The 14,003-nt window shown below is 63.2% G+C and carries 11 protein-coding genes and 3 tRNA genes; 3 read left to right on the plus strand and 11 right to left on the minus strand.

All coding sequences use genetic code 11. The features are described 5' to 3' along the window. The first annotated feature begins 66 nt into the window (after nt 1-66). Nucleotides 67-846, plus strand: a complete 780-nt coding sequence (gene fpr, locus ABE459_RS06970) for a ferredoxin-NADP reductase (RefSeq protein ID WP_125465163.1) — start codon at nt 67-69, stop codon at nt 844-846. A 77-nt stretch (nt 847-923) separates the two neighbouring features. On the opposite strand, the gene tsaA is transcribed toward fpr, so the two are convergent. The 5 genes from tsaA to rimO form a co-directional block, all read right to left on the minus strand. Further along, nucleotides 924-1,619 carry a tRNA (N6-threonylcarbamoyladenosine(37)-N6)-methyltransferase TrmO gene (gene tsaA, locus ABE459_RS06975; protein ID WP_323830205.1) on the minus strand — a complete coding sequence of 232 codons (696 nt, stop codon included), beginning with the start codon at nt 1,617-1,619 and terminating at the stop codon, nt 924-926. Continuing rightward, the gene (locus ABE459_RS06980) at nt 1,619-2,080 is read right to left on the minus strand and encodes a DUF1456 family protein (protein ID WP_125465161.1); all 462 of its coding nucleotides are present in this window, start codon (nt 2,078-2,080) and stop codon (nt 1,619-1,621) included. The genes tsaA and ABE459_RS06980 overlap by 1 nt, the downstream gene beginning before the upstream one ends. 48 nt (nt 2,081-2,128) lie before the next feature. Then, entirely contained in the window at nt 2,129-2,839 is a 711-nt protein-coding gene (locus ABE459_RS06985; RefSeq protein ID WP_125859840.1) for an rRNA pseudouridine synthase, read from the minus strand. A gap of 120 nt (nt 2,840-2,959) precedes the next feature. Further along, nucleotides 2,960-3,418, minus strand: a complete 459-nt coding sequence (locus tag ABE459_RS06990; protein WP_125465159.1) for a GNAT family N-acetyltransferase — start codon at nt 3,416-3,418, stop codon at nt 2,960-2,962. Between the two features lie 94 nt (nt 3,419-3,512). Then, nucleotides 3,513-4,844 carry a 30S ribosomal protein S12 methylthiotransferase RimO gene (rimO, locus tag ABE459_RS06995; RefSeq protein WP_125465158.1) on the minus strand — a complete coding sequence of 444 codons (1,332 nt, stop codon included), beginning with the start codon at nt 4,842-4,844 and terminating at the stop codon, nt 3,513-3,515. 235 nt (nt 4,845-5,079) lie between these two features. Between rimO and ABE459_RS07000 the strand changes: the two genes are divergently transcribed. Continuing rightward, nucleotides 5,080-6,990 (plus strand): potassium transporter Kup, encoded by a 1,911-nt coding sequence (locus ABE459_RS07000; protein ID WP_125465157.1) that lies wholly within the window; start codon nt 5,080-5,082, stop codon nt 6,988-6,990. 35 nt (nt 6,991-7,025) lie between these two features. On the opposite strand, the gene ABE459_RS07005 is transcribed toward ABE459_RS07000, so the two are convergent. From ABE459_RS07005 to ABE459_RS07025, 5 genes are all read right to left on the minus strand, one after another. Further along, nucleotides 7,026-8,318, minus strand: a complete 1,293-nt coding sequence (locus ABE459_RS07005) for an AcvB/VirJ family lysyl-phosphatidylglycerol hydrolase (protein WP_125465156.1) — start codon at nt 8,316-8,318, stop codon at nt 7,026-7,028. Next, nucleotides 8,318-10,960: a bifunctional lysylphosphatidylglycerol flippase/synthetase MprF gene (gene mprF / locus ABE459_RS07010; RefSeq protein ID WP_323830204.1), complete on the minus strand. Its 2,643-nt coding sequence runs from the start codon at nt 10,958-10,960 to the stop codon at nt 8,318-8,320. Before mprF ends, ABE459_RS07005 begins: the two co-directional genes overlap by 1 nt. A 264-nt stretch (nt 10,961-11,224) precedes the next feature. Continuing rightward, nucleotides 11,225-11,301, minus strand: a tRNA-Met gene (locus ABE459_RS07015). A gap of 131 nt (nt 11,302-11,432) precedes the next feature. After that, nucleotides 11,433-11,509, minus strand: a tRNA-Met gene (locus ABE459_RS07020). Nucleotides 11,510-11,644: 135 nt separating this feature from the next. Then, nucleotides 11,645-11,721 (minus strand) — tRNA-Met (locus ABE459_RS07025). A 210-nt stretch (nt 11,722-11,931) separates the two neighbouring features. Here ABE459_RS07025 and dinB point away from each other — a divergent pair. Then, nucleotides 11,932-12,990 (plus strand): DNA polymerase IV, encoded by a 1,059-nt coding sequence (dinB, locus tag ABE459_RS07030; protein WP_190306095.1) that lies wholly within the window; start codon nt 11,932-11,934, stop codon nt 12,988-12,990. A 46-nt stretch (nt 12,991-13,036) separates the two neighbouring features. Here dinB and ABE459_RS07035 read toward each other — a convergent pair whose 3' ends face one another. After that, nucleotides 13,037-13,990: a hypothetical protein gene (locus tag ABE459_RS07035; RefSeq protein WP_110992352.1), complete on the minus strand. Its 954-nt coding sequence runs from the start codon at nt 13,988-13,990 to the stop codon at nt 13,037-13,039. Between the last annotated feature and the right edge of the window lie 13 nt (nt 13,991-14,003).

Genomic DNA, 14,003 nt, shown 5'->3' on the forward strand with positions numbered 1-14,003 from the left:
TGCCCCTAAACTATCGCGCAACTGTGCGCCTTGTGCGCGCTGCGTTTTTCTTCAGGAGCCCCATCGATGAGCAACATGAACCACGAACGTGTCCTCAGTGTTCACCACTGGAACGACACCCTGTTCAGCTTCAAGTGCACCCGCGATCCGGGCCTGCGCTTCGAGAACGGTCAGTTCGTGATGATCGGCCTGCAGCAGGACAACGGCCGCCCGCTCATGCGCGCCTACTCCATCGCGTCGCCGAACTGGGAAGAGCACCTGGAATTCTTCAGCATCAAGGTGCCGGATGGTCCGCTGACCTCGCAGCTGCAACATCTGAAGGAAGGCGACGAGATCATCATCAGCAAGAAGCCTACCGGCACGCTGGTACTTGACGACCTGAACCCGGGCAAGCACCTGTACCTGCTGAGCACCGGCACTGGCCTGGCGCCATTCATGAGCGTCATCCAGGACCCCGAGACCTACGAGCGTTTCGAGAAGGTGATCCTGGTCCACGGCGTGCGCTACGTGAACGAAGTCGCCTACCGCGAGTTCATCACCGAGCACCTGCCGCAGAACGAGTTCTTCGGCGAGTCCGTACGTGACAAGCTGATCTACTACCCGACCGTGACCCGCGAGCCGTTCGAGAACCAGGGCCGTCTGACCGACCTGATGCGCAGCGGCAAGCTGTTCAGCGATATCGGCCTGCCACCGATCAACCCGCAGGACGACCGCGCGATGATCTGCGGCAGCCCGAGCATGCTCGACGAGACCAGCGAAGTGCTGGACAGCTTCGGCCTGAAGATCTCTGCGCGCATGCGCGAGCCGGGTGATTACCTGATCGAGCGCGCCTTCGTCGAGAAGTAAGGCGAGCGCGGTAAACGAAAAACGCAGGCCTTGGCCTGCGTTTTTTTATGCCTGGATTCAGCAAAGCCGGTGCAGGCTCAACAATCCTGCACGACCTCCAGCACCCGGATCTGATTAGGCTGAGGGTAGTGCCAGCGCACCTGCACATCCCAGAACTTCACCCCGTAAACCCGCTCGACAGGCGGTACCTGATAGGCAGGCCGGGGGTCCTGTGCCAAACATTGTTCGATCAACGCCACCAGTGGCTCATCCAGGCGCAGCGCATGCTCGCGAGCCTGGGGCAGGGCGCTTTCACTCCACTGCACGGCGATGGGCGCTGGTGCCGCGCCAGCCATCTGGTTGGTCGCCTCCAGGATGCTATCGGCATAGGGCACGTAGGGTTTGATATCCAGCACCGGCGTGCCGTCGAGCAGGTCGATGCCTGAAAGCAGCAGGCGCCCAGGCTCGACGCCTTCCAGGCGCACCACTGACTGACCGATGCCGTTGGGGCGATGGGTGGCGCGGGTGGCGAACACCCCCATGCTCTTGTTGCCGCCCAGGCGCGGCGGGCGCACTTTCAGCCGTGGCTTGTCCTCCAGCGCTTCGTGGAACAGGAACAACAGCCAAACGTGGCTGACCTGCTCCAATCCCTCTACCGCGTCGCCCTGGTCGAACGGCGGTAGCAGTTCGAGCACGCCCCGCGCTGCTGGCGCCAGTTGCGGCTGGCGCGGGATGGCGAACTTCTCCTTGAAGCAGGAGCGGACGATGCCGACCGGCGAGACGGTGTGTTGCATCAGCCACGCACGCGCTGGGTGAGGCCCTTGAGGAAGTTGCGCAGCAACTGGTCGCCGCAAGGGCGGTAGTTGTCATGGCCGACCTTGCGGAACAGCGCGCTCAGTTCGGGCTTGGACACCGGGAAGTTGACCGCCTTGAGCACCGCGTGCAGGTCGTCCTCCTTCAGCTCGAAGGCCACTCGCAGCTTCTTGAGAATGGTGTTGTTGGTCACCGGCAATTCGACAGGTTGTGGCGGGCGGCTTTCGTCGCGACCGCGGCGGTGGATCACCAGGCCGTCGAGAAAATAGGCCATGACCTTGTCCGGGCACTGTACGAAGCCGGGCTCTTCTTCTTTCTTCACATAGCCGGCAATCGCCTCTGCGGTTACCTGCAGGCCGGCCAGGCCGATGATCTCGGCCATTTTCTGGTCGTTGGCTTTGATCATGTAGCGCAGGCTACGCATGACATCGTTATGGTTCATTGCAGCAAATCCTGTTCAAGTGCCGCACCTGTGCGCGCGGCAGTAATGCTAGAAGCGTTCGGTGGCGGCGACATAGCGCCATTGCCCCGCTGGCAGCTTGCCCATCGACACGCCGCCCAGGCGGATGCGGCGCATGCCCAGTACTTTGAGGCCAGCGGTTTCGCACAGCGCCTCGATCTGCCCGCGTTGTGGGTTCTTCAACACCATGCGCAGATGCTGTTCGTTCTGCCAGCTGGCCTTGGCCTTGGGTAGCTCCACGCCCTTGCGCTCCACGCCGCGGGCCAGGCGTTCCAGCGCACCAGGTTTGGCCTCGCCGCTGACCTGGACGATGTATTCCTGCTCAAGGCGGCGCAGGTCGGCGTCGACCTTGCGGCTGACGCGCCAGTCCTGGGTGAACACCTGCAGGCCGCTGGCGCCCGGCAGCAGTGGGGCGATGCAGTCCTGGCGGGTGAAGTGGCCGTGCAGCGGGCGCAGGCCTTCGCGGTGGGCTTCGCTGAGGGTGGCCATGGACATGCCGGCCTGGGCGATTGTCACGTTCTGGCCAGCTTGCTGATTGAGCAGCAAGGTTACCGGCTCGAGGGTTTCGGCGCGGGCGCCAGGCAGCAGTTCCACGCGCTGGTCGACGATCTTGAATTGCGGCTGCTCGACCACTTCGCCATCGACCGTGACCCAGCCTCCTTCGATGTACAGCTCGGCCTCTCGGCGCGAGCAGCCAAGCTGTTCGATGAGGCGTTTGGACAGGCGGATAGGCTCGGACATGGACAATGAGTTCGCAGGGCAGGGAAAGCGCTCATTGTACCTGCCCCGGTAGGTTTGGGGCTGCAAATTGGTGTCATTTGCGCCATTTCGGCAAACAACCGCTACCTCGTAGGCCGCGCTTCACAGCGTTGCACGGCCCCGTTGCATGTGCAGCAGTGGATAAGGCTGCCCCAGGCCGTCCGTTGCCGAGCGGCCAATGATCTCGAAGCCTTCGTGCAAGTAGAAGCCAATGGCCTGGGGGTTTTGTTCGTTGACATCCAGGCGTTCGGCATTCAGTTCTGCCACTGCGTGACGCAGCAAAAGTTGGCCGACGCCCCGGCCGAAATGTTCGGGAGCGACGAACAGCAGGTCGACGCGACCATTGGCCACGCCGGCAAAGCCAAGGATGCGGCGGTCACGGTCCTTGCAGCAGACCAGCATCACTGCATCCAGATATTGGGACAGCACATGTTCACGTAACAGTTGGATGTAGGCGTCGGGGAGGAAGTCATGGGTAGCCCGTACCGAAGCCTCCCAGATCCGCACCAGTTCCGGGTAGTCGGCATAGCGGGGGGTGTGCAGGGTCAGCGTCGGCTTCATCCTCGGCGGCTCCGGTGTGCGTTGGCCTCTGCACAAACATAGATGCAAAAAAATACCCCGCCAGTGGGCGGGGTATTTTCAGTGCAGCGGGCTGTCAGACTGGCTCTGCCCACATGTCGTATTCATCGGCATCGACGATGCGGCAACGCACTTTGTCGCCTGGCTTGAAGCCGTGATCGCCATCGATGAACACGCTGCCGTCGATTTCCGGCGCGTCGAAGAAGCTACGGCCCACCGAACCCTGCTCTTCGACTTCGTCGATCAGCACTTCGATTTCCTTGCCGATGCGCAGTTGCAGGCGGGCGCTGCTGATGGCCTGCTGGTGGGCCATGAAGCGGTCCCAGCGTTCCTGCTTGACGTCATCCGGTACCTCGTCCAGGCCCAGGTCGTTGGCCGGGGCGCCTTCCACCGGCGAGTACTGGAAGCAGCCGACGCGGTCGAGCTGGGCTTCGGTCAGCCAGTCCAGCAGGTACTGGAAGTCTTCCTCGGTCTCGCCTGGGAAACCGACGATGAAGGTCGAACGGATCACCAGCTCAGGGCACTGTTCGCGCCAGTTCTTGATACGGGCCAGGGTGCGGTCTTCGAAGGCCGGGCGCTTCATCGACTTGAGCACTTTGGGGCTGGCGTGCTGGAACGGGATGTCCAGGTACGGCAGGATCTTGCCGGCGGCCATCAGCGGGATCACGTCGTCCACGTTCGGGTACGGGTAGACGTAGTGCAGGCGCACCCAGGCGCCCAGGCTGCTCAGCGCTTCGCACAGCTCGAGCATGCGGGTCTTGACCGGGCGGCCGTTCCAGAAGTCGGTCTTGTACTTGACGTCGACGCCGTAGGCGCTGGTGTCCTGGGAAATTACCAGGATTTCCTTGACGCCGGCCTTGACCAGGCGCTCGGCCTCGCTCAGCACTTCACCGACCGGGCGGCTGACCAGCTTGCCGCGCATCGATGGAATGATGCAGAAGCTGCAGCTGTGGTTGCAGCCTTCGGAAATCTTCAGGTAGGCGTAGTGGCGCGGCGTCAGCTTCACGCCTTGAGGCGGCACCAGGTCGATCAGCGGGTTGTGGTCCTGGCGTGGCGGCACCACTTCGTGCACGGCGTTGACCACCTGCTCGTACTGCTGGGGGCCGGTGACAGACAGCACGCTCGGGTGCACGTCACGGATGCTGCCCTCTTCGACGCCCATGCAGCCGGTGACGATGACCTTGCCGTTTTCCTTGATGGCTTCGCCGATCACTTCCAGCGACTCGGCCTTGGCGCTGTCGATGAAGCCGCAGGTGTTGACCACCACCACGTCGGCGTCCTCGTAGGTCGGCACGACTTCATAGCCTTCCATGCGCAGCTGGGTCAGGATGCGCTCGGAATCGACCAGGGCCTTGGGGCAACCCAGGGAAACGAAGCCGACCTTAGGGGTGGCGGGAGTGGTGGACATGGCTAACCTCGGTATTGAATACAGGTCGCCCGGCCGGTAACGGGGGCGATCCTGGCGGGCGCTTTTCGCGCCTCTGATCAAAAAGTGCGCAATTCTAGCGAGCGCAAGGTCGCTTGACCAGCAGAAATACGACGAACGCTGCGCTATGCTTCGCGCCGTTGCGCGGGGGCCTATGGGATGCCCCGACGCGGATGGGAATTCAATCGGTCTAACAGGCCTTCTGCGGGAGTGGTCGATGGTTCAGGCAAGCAGTCACGCCGAGGGCGGGCACGAGGGTAAGCAGGGCGCGACGCGATCGCTGGGCCTGCTCGTGGCAGCTGTTGGGGTGGTCTATGGCGATATCGGCACCAGCCCGCTGTACACCCTCAAAGAGGTCTTCACCGGGGGTTATGGCGTTCCGGTCAACCACGATGGGGTGCTGGGCATCCTGTCGCTGATCCTCTGGTCGCTGCTGTGGGTCGTGTCGTTCAAGTACGTGATGTTCATCCTGCGCGCCGACAACCAGGGCGAGGGCGGCACCATGGCGCTGACGGCGCTGGCAAGGCGGGCAACGGCCAGCCATCCGAAGCTGCGCGCGCTGATGGTCATTTGCGGCCTGATCGGCGCCTCGCTGTTCTATGGCGACAGCATGATCACCCCGGCGGTGTCGGTGCTGTCGGCGGTGGAGGGCATGGGGCTGGCGTTCGACGGCATCGACCACTGGGTAGTGCCCATCTCGCTGGTGGTGCTGGTGGCGCTGTTCCTGGTGCAGAAGCACGGCACCGAGACGATCGGCAAGCTGTTCGGCCCGATCATGGTCACCTGGTTCCTGGTGCTGGGGGCACTCGGGGTGCATGGCATCTCGCAGAGCCCGGAAGTGCTCAAGGCCTTCAACCCGGGCTGGGCGTTGAATTTCTTCATCGTTCATCCGGGCATGGGCGTGGCCATCCTCGGGGCCGTGGTGCTGGCGCTGACCGGTGCCGAGGCGCTGTATGCCGACATGGGCCACTTCGGCCGCAAGCCGATTGCCCGTGCCTGGTTCATCCTGGTGCTGCCGGCGCTGGTGCTCAACTACTTTGGCCAGGGGGCGATGCTGCTGCAGAACCCAGAAGCTGCCCGTAACCCCTTCTACCTGCTGGCACCGAGCTGGGCACTGCTGCCGTTGGTGGGCCTGGCTACCATGGCTACGGTGATCGCTTCGCAGGCGGTCATTTCGGGTGCCTTTTCCCTGACCCGCCAGGCCATCCAGCTCGGCTATATCCCGCGCATGCAGATCCAGCACACCTCCAGCGACGAGCAGGGTCAGATCTACATCGGTGCGGTGAACTGGACGCTGATGGTCGGCGTGGTGCTGCTTGTGATCGGCTTCGAGTCGTCCGGCGCCTTGGCTGCGGCCTATGGGGTGGCGGTGACCGGCACCATGTTGATGACCACCATCCTGGTGTCGGCGGTGATGCTGCTGCTGTGGAAGTGGCCACCGGTACTGGCGGTGCCGATTCTGGTGGGCTTCCTGTTCGTCGACGGGCTGTTCTTTGCCGCCAACGTGCCGAAGATCGTCCAAGGCGGTGCTTTCCCGGTCTTGGCGGGGATCGTGCTGTTCGTGCTGATGAGCACCTGGAAGCGTGGCAAGCAGATCCTGGTCGAGCGCATCGACGAAGGCGCGTTGCCGCTGCCGCTGTTCATCGCCAGCATCCGTGTGCAACCACCGCACCGGGTTGAGGGAACAGCGGTGTTCCTCACCGCGCGATCGGACGCCGTGCCCCACGCGCTGTTGCACAACATGCTGCACAACCAGGTGCTGCACAGCCAGGTGGTGCTGTTGACGGTAGTCAGCGAGGACCAGCCGCGGGTCCCGGAGAGCGAGCGTTTCGAAGTGGAAGCCTATGGCGACGGGTTCTTCCGGGTGCTGCTGCACTTCGGTTTCATGGATGAGCCCGACGTGCCGGCGGCCTTGAAACTGTGCCATCTGGACCAGCTGGATTTCAGCCCGATGCGCACCACGTATTTCCTCAGCCGCGAGACGGTGATTGCATCGCGGCTGGAGGGGATGTCGCGCTGGCGCAGCAACCTGTTCGCATTCCTGCTCAAGAACGCCAACGGTAACCTGCGCTTCTTCAACCTGCCGTTGAACCGGGTGATCGAGCTGGGAACCCAGGTCGAAATCTAAAACTAAAAGGGGCCGCATAGCGGCCCCTTTTCACATCATTTTTCAGCGACGCTGGACTTCCCCTGGCGGGTCTCGATCTCGTTGATCAGGCGCTTGGCCAATGCCGGGTAGTTCTCGTCGAAGTGGTGGCCGCCGGGCAGCTTCAAGCGTTCACCCACGGCAGTCTTGTCGGTGCAGCCGCTTTCGTCGGTTTCCTCGACACCGTACACGCAGACCACCTTGGCGGCGGGCAGCTTGGCCATCTCCAGCCCGGTCGGGGCTTCCTGGCCTTCCTTGCCCAACCAGCCCTCGACTTCGATCTCGAAGCTGCCGCTGCGGGCGAAGGCCAGCAGGATCACCGCATCGACGCGCTTCTGGTCTTCTTCGGGCAGGCGGTTGTAGATGGCGGGCAGTACGTCGGCGCCGAACGAGTAGCCGGTCAGCACGAAACGTTTGGTGCCCCATTTCTGGCGATAGTGCTGCATCAGCTCGGACAGATCGGCGGCGCTTTGCTCCGGCGTCTTGTGCTGCCAGTAGTAGCGCAGGGTGTCGATACCCACCACCGGGAAGCCGAGCTTGGCCATCTCGCCGGCGACGTCGCGGTCCAGGTCGCGCCAGCCACCGTCGCCCGAGAGGAACAGGGTGACGGTGTCGGTGGTCTGCCCGGCCGGGACTTCGACTACCGGGATCGCCAGGGCGTTGCCGTCCTGGCCGACCAGGGCTTGGGTGAGCTGGGCCTTGAGTACCTGGGGCAGGTGGATGTCGTAGTCGGCAATGCTGGTCTCGGCGTTGGCCTGGTCGCGCACGAAGGCGGCGCTGGCATCGTCCGGGTTGTCGTTCCAGGCCACGTTCCAGTGGCCGTGGGCGGCGGATTTGGGCAATGCAACCTGGCAGCCCGGTTGTTCAAGGGTGAAGTCCACCGAGATGGCGCGGGCCTTGTCATCGCTCTGCGTGGCCAACCAGCGCCAGGCCTGGGCGGCGCCGGGGCCGATGCCGGCGACCACGGTGGGTTTGTCGGACAACTGCGCCAGTGCCTCATTCATGGCCGCCTGCTGTTTGCCGCAGTCGGCCGGCGGCAGGATCACCTGCACCAGTTGAGCTTCGCCGGCCTGGCTCAGGTCCAGCAGCTGCTTGTCGCTCAAGGCCTGCTCCTGTGGCACGCCGATGGCTACCCGGGCCTTGGCATGCACGCCAGGGGTGGCCAGGGTCAGGCTGCTGCCGTCGCTCAGGGTCAGGTGGTCCAGGCGCGCTTCTGGGGCAGGGCGGGTCCACAGCCAGAAGGCTGCAGCACCGGCCAGGGCGGCCAGTAGCAGGGGAATCAGTACGTACAGCCAATAGCGTCGGATCATCAACGTTTCACCAATCCAGTCAGGCCACCAGCGATCAGGGCGGCGGTATCAGCCAGTGCCACCAGCGGGTCGAGCCCGGCCGGCACGGCCATGTAACGGGGTTCCCAGTCCGGCTGGAACTTGTCCTTGAAGCGCCGCAGGCCCTGGAAGTTGTACAGCTGCTCGCCACGCTGGAACACCATCGAACCCAGGCGCTGGGTCAAGGGTGCACCGCGCCGCGGCTGCAAGCCGGAAAGGGGGACCATCCCCAGGCTGAAACGGCCATAGTCATGGCTCTTGTAGTGGAGGATCAGGCCAACCATCATGAATTCCATGGTCAGCTTCGGCGCGTCCGGGTGGGCGCGCATCAGGTCCAGGCTGGCTAGCTCGTTGCTGTGGGTCTCCAGCAGGTTGGCAAAGGCCACCGGGCGGCCCTGGAAGCGGATCAGTGCGATGCGAAAGTGCTGCAGGTATTCAGGGCTGAAGCGGCCGAGCGAGAAGCCTTTCTCGCGTACGTTCTTGCCTTCGAGCCAGGCGTCGGAGATTTCCTTGAGCTCGGCCAGCGGCGCTTGGCCGGGCTCGTGCACCTCAAGGCTCAGGCCGTCGCGCCCACCGCGGTTCCAGGTGTAACGCAGGTCCTTCATTTCCTTGCCCTTGGCTTCGAGGTCGAAGCGGCGCAGGTCGACCCGGGCTTCTTCGCCCAGCTTGATCGCGGTCAGGCCGATGTCCATGTAGAACGGCAGGTTTTCCGCGCGCACCTGGTAGAACACCGGGCGGGCGTGGTGCAGGTCGCACAGGTCGCGGAACTGCCAGATCATCTCGGCGCGCTCCTGGGCCGGCCCGATCGGGTCGTACAACGCCACCAGGCTGCGGCCACGGCGGGCGTACATGAGGAAGGCATTGTCGCTGGGATGGAACAGCAGGGCCTTGTCGCCGGTCAGCGCCAAGCCACCGTCGGGCTGGTCGGAGGCCAGCAGGATGCGGTTGGCGCGTTGCAGTTCGTCTTCGGTGGGCAGGTGGATCACCGGGCGCGCGGTGCGCAGCAGCCAGGTCAGGGAGACGATCACCAGCAGTACGGCGCTGCCCATGGCCGCGCGCAGGCCGCGTGGGGCATCGGCATCAAGGGTGAACTGCCACCACAGCTTGTGGGTGTAGGGTACGTCCTGATAGGCGAACAGCAGCAGCCAGATCGACGCACCGACCACGCAGGCGCTGGCCACCAGGTACACCGGCGAGAACGGCAGCTCGAGCAGCCTGCTGGGGCGATAGAACGAACGGCGGAACAGTGCCAGCAGGGCAGCGGTGAGGCACATGAGCGTGGCCTCTTCCCAGTCGAAGCCCTTGAGCAGCGACAGGACTGCGCCTGCCAGCAGCAGTACGGTGGTCAGTAGCCAGGCGGCTGACAGTCGGCGGCGCAGGCCCTGGGCCAGCAGCAGGCACAGCACGCCGATGAGGCTGGCGCCGAAGTGCGACGCATCGATCAGCCGGTGCGGGATCAGGAAACCCATGTGTTCCAGACGGCTGTCGATCTCGGGGGTGGCGCCGGAGAACAGCAGCACCACACCGGAGAGGAACACCAGGATTGCCAGTACCGGTGCAGCCAGCCCGGAAGCCGCGCGGATGGCTTGTTGGGCGAACAGCAGGCGGCGCGCTTCGTTGGCCAGCAGCAGTACGCACGCCACAAGCAGCGGCAGCACAACGTAGATGAGCCGGTACAGCAGCAGTGCGGCGGCCAGTGGTGCTGCGCCCAGCTGGTTGGCGAAGGCAGCCAGCAGGATCGCCTCGAATACACCGACACCGCCGGGGACGTGGCTCAGCACACCGGCAGCCAGTGCCAGCAGGTAGACCAGTACAAAGGCACCGAATGGCGGCGCTTCCGGCAGCAGCAGGTACAGCACGGTGGCGGCGGCGGCTACGTCCAGCGCGGTGATCAGCAGTTGCAGGCCGGCCAGGCTAGCGCTTGGCAGGCGCAGGGTGCGGCGACCGAACTGAACCAGCAGGCTGTCCTTGTGCGGTTGCTCTGCCTGGCGGCGACGGTACAGGCCCAGGACCAAGGCAGCGGTCAAGGCCAGCACTGCCACGGCAATCCCGCCCAGCAGCGGCGCGGGCAGGCGCAGTGCAGTGGCTGCGGCCGGTAGATTGCTGAGGGTGGCCAGGGCAGCCAGCGGCGGCAGCGCACAGCCCAGCGACAGGCTGGCGAACACGGTCATGCGTGCGACTTCCGTAGCGCTCAGGCCCTGGCGGGCATACAGGCGATAACGTACCGAACCACCTGAGAGCATCGACAGGCCGATGGCATTACCGATTGCGAAGGCGCTGAAACCACCTAGCACCAAGGTTCGCGGCGGCAACTGCACCGCCGCGAAACGGCTGGCCGACCATTCGTAGCCCAGCAGGATCAGGAAGCCGACTGCGGTCGCCAGCAGTGCCCCCAGCAAAGCGTTGGACGGCACGCTGAGCATGGCGTCATGCAGCGCGTAGATGTCCAGCTCGCTCAACAGGTGACGGCAGGCAATCAGGCCCATGGTGAACAGCACCAGGGTCAGCGCGAGGCCCAGGGGTTGGCGGTACTTGCTCAGGCGTTCCAGCCAGGGCAGGCGTTGTGCAGCCGTAGGCAAGGCCGCAGTCAGCGGTGCCTGGGTTTCGGGGGTGGGGGCGGTCATGGATTACCCCGTGCGATCAGCGCGAGGTGCAAGCGAGCTACGGCCAAGTGAAAATCCCTTTGGAAAAACGTGTCCAGATATTACTCCGGCCCATGTAGTTAATCTGTTTCAGGATAGTTAAAGATAGTTCATTCAGCTATGTGGATCAGCCGCGGGGGCGAGGCGGGAGGCGCACTGCGCCTGGTCTGCATGGCTCAATGCGATGGACCGGAATGCAACAAGCCCCGCGCTATCTTTCGATAGGCGGGGCTTGTTCTGACGATATGGTTGCGGGAGCCGGATTTGAACCGACGACCTTCGGGTTATGAGCCCGACGAGCTACCAGGCTGCTCCATCCCGCGTCAGTGGTGCGCATTCTACCGATTAGTGAATAGCTGTCAAGCACAAATGCTTGATTTATTTGGTTTTTTCTAAATGTCCGGGCACGGGCAATAAAAAAGGCCACTGTAAAAACAGTGGCCTTTCTAGAATCTGGTTGCGGGAGCCGGATTTGAACCGACGACCTTCGGGTTATGAGCCCGACGAGCTACCAGGCTGCTCCATCCCGCGTCAGAGGGGCGCATTCTACGGATTATCCGAATGCTGTCAAGCTTTAATGCTCAATAGTCGTTAACGGGTATTCGAAATGCTTTTCAGGGATCAATAAAAAAGGCCACTGTCGAAACAGTGGCCTTTTCTTTAATCTGGTTGCGGGAGCCGGATTTGAACCGACGACCTTCGGGTTATGAGCCCGACGAGCTACCAGGCTGCTCCATCCCGCGCCTGTGAGATCGAATTCTACGGAATTCCTTCCCGATGTCAAGTTTTAAATAAAAAAAACCTTTCCCGTTCAGACTCTTAGCGTACCAGATCGGTGGCTGACCCAGTGTTGACGGGGGTTCCAGGCCGATTGTCGTGTACACCCTGTCTCCGCTCATGGGGCTTGGGGTAATATCTGTATGAATTTACAGTACTGGCTGTCGTCCATGTCCTTGCGCAAGATCATTCATGTCGACTGTGACTGCTTCTACGCCGCCATCGAGATGCGTGACGACCCGCGCCTGGTGGGGCGCCCCATGGCGGTGGGTGGGCAGCCAGGGCAGCGTGGGGTGATTGCCACCTGCAATTATGAAGCGCGGGCCTATGGCGTGCGCTCGGCGATGTCCTCGGGGCATGCCATGAAGCTGTGCCCGGATCTGCAGATCGTCAAGCCTCGCTTCGAGGCCTACCGTGAAGCGTCGCGCGAGATACACGCGATCTTCCGTGACTACACCGAGCTGATCGAACCCTTATCACTGGACGAGGCTTATCTGGATGTCAGTGACAGCCAGTGGTTTGCCGGCAGCGCCACGCGCATTGCCGAAGATATCCGCAGGCGTGTCGCGCAGCAGTTGCACATCACGGTTTCTGCCGGGGTGGCGCCCAACAAGTTCCTGGCCAAGATTGCCAGTGACTGGCGCAAGCCCAACGGCCTGTTCGTGATTACCCCGGATCAGGTGGAGGCGTTCGTCGCCGCGCTGCCGGTCGCTCGTCTGCACGGGGTGGGTAAAGTCACTGCGGACAAGCTGTCGCGGCTGGGTATTGATACCTGCCTATCCTTGCGTGATTGGTCGCGGCTGGCATTGGTCCGTGAATTCGGCAGTTTTGGTGAGCGCTTGTGGGGGCTGGCGCGGGGGATCGATGAGCGTGCGGTGCAAAATGACAGCCGTCGCCAGTCGGTCAGCGTGGAAAACACCTACGATCATGATCTGCCGGACCTGGCCAGTTGCCTGGAAAAACTCCCCGACCTGCTGGCCAGCCTGAACGAGCGGATTGCCCGGATGGACAGCAGCTACCGGCCCGACAAGCCTTTCGTCAAGGTGAAGTTCCATGACTTCAGCCAAACCACCCTGGAGCAGGCAGGGGCAGGGCGTAGCCTTGATAGTTACCGGCAGTTGCTCAGCCAGGCGTTCGCGCGCGGGGGCAAGCCCGTGCGCTTACTGGGCGTAGGTGTGAGGTTGCGTGATCTGCGCGGCGCCCATGAGCAGTTGGAGTTGTTCGAAGACACATAAAGAAGGGGCGCGATGTGCGCCCCTTGCTGTTATTGCGTCAAGCCATTCATTGCGCGCCAGGGTCGGCGACCAGGCGGCCGGTTTCCTTGGTCAACGTCTTGAGGAAGTCCTGCTGCAGTTCCGGATCGTTGCGAGTCAGCTCGATCAGGCTCTGCTCCAGCTCGCTGGCTTCTTCTTCCAGGCCCAGCTCCGAGAGGCGCTTGACCCGATGTACCCACTGGCCGACATCGTCGTCTTCGAGGTCATCGAAAATCAGTTCGTGCGCTTCCAGCAGCTTGCCACGCAGGCTGCCGCTTACCAGCAGGCTGGCATCGCCACGCACGCCGTTGTCCTCGTCGACCACCTGCAAGTGCAGGGTGCCTACGTGCTTGAGGTTCTGCTCGGAGAACGGGCTGTCGAGCAGGTTCAGGCGTAGCACACCGTTCTTGTCGGTGGTCAGCTCGTGGGTCATCTTGCCAGCCTTGACCTCGACCAGGCGCTCGTTCCAGGGCACGCTGGTGAACTCTTCGCGCTTGCCTTTCTCGACTTCGCTGATGCCGGCCAGGTTCTGTTGCGCCCGGCCGTTGGACGGCGTGTTCATGAAGGGGTTGAGCCCGGCCACGCCATAGCTGAGCCAGTCGTGGGTCATGCTCTCGGGCAGGTTGCCGAGGGCGAACACGTTGGCCACGTTGGCGCCGATGCCGGCAACCACTGCAACCGCACCCAGCGGGATCTCGTAGATCTCCCGCCAGGGCTGGTAGGGCGTGTAGCGGTCGTATCGGCGGGTCACCTCGAATTCGGTGACCTCGAAGCGCTGCTGTTCGTGAATGCGCACGCGCCGCTGCGGAAGCTCCATGACCTTGGGCTCGCCGACATCGATCTGCAGACTGTGTTCGAGCAGCTTGCGCTCGACGCGCTCTTCATGGTCGCTGCGCTGGGGCATCTGGTTGGCGCAACCGCTGAGGAGCAGGGCGCCGCACAGTGCGGCGCCCCCCAGGGTGTAGGTACTTCGCTTGGACATGATCACTCGCGCA

Origin of the sequence: Pseudomonas sp. TWI923 (assembly GCF_039673365.1) — a bacterium.
GTDB classification, from domain to species: Bacteria; Pseudomonadota; Gammaproteobacteria; order Pseudomonadales; family Pseudomonadaceae; genus Aquipseudomonas; species Aquipseudomonas sichuanensis.